The sequence below is a fragment of the Vibrio sp. 1069 genome (assembly GCF_033340555.1).
The window spans coordinates 1-544 of the sequence record NZ_JAWOWP010000823.1; the positions used below are offsets into that span (position 1 = coordinate 1).

1 protein-coding gene is annotated in these 544 nt (G+C 44.9%); it reads right to left on the reverse strand.

Annotated features, from left to right (window positions below):
- Window positions 1–544: DUF5609 domain-containing protein (locus R7040_RS29275; RefSeq protein WP_318098017.1), on the reverse strand; the 544-nt coding region annotated here is incomplete at both ends.

The window sequence follows — 544 nt, forward strand, 5'->3', positions numbered from 1 at the left end:
GGTTTTCCAACCGAGCGCTTTAAAGGTCGCAATCAACGCTTCAAAGTCTGGCATGAATGGAAGCTCAGAACGCACTTGCTCTAAAATCGCTTCATCTGCGCCTTTTAGTTTACCAACCCGTTGACGCAAGCTTTGTTCAAAGTCCAACTCACCTTGCATCGCACGTTCAGTTACTTCGGCGACTTCTTCCCCTACTCCAGCCAGTTTGGCAATTTCATCAATACATTCAATTTGAATCGCTGTGGAATCCATATCGAACACCACTAAGCCAGGCGCAGAGAGATCCGGCACTTCATTCAGAGAAGCATAATCAATGTTGAGGCTTTTTAAGATGGTTTCGTGGTGAGATGTTAATTCGCCCGCCATCAATGCTACTTCATACTGACCGACTTTCCATGTTTCTAACACCGGGTTATAGAAACCAGTAAAGAAGTCGATATCTTCAAAGTGGCGAGGGGAAAGATATTCAGCAAAAACGACCCAATTCGCTTTCGCTTTATCTAACTGGGTAGCAAATCGAGTTTCGGGCAGTCGGTTTAAAAGT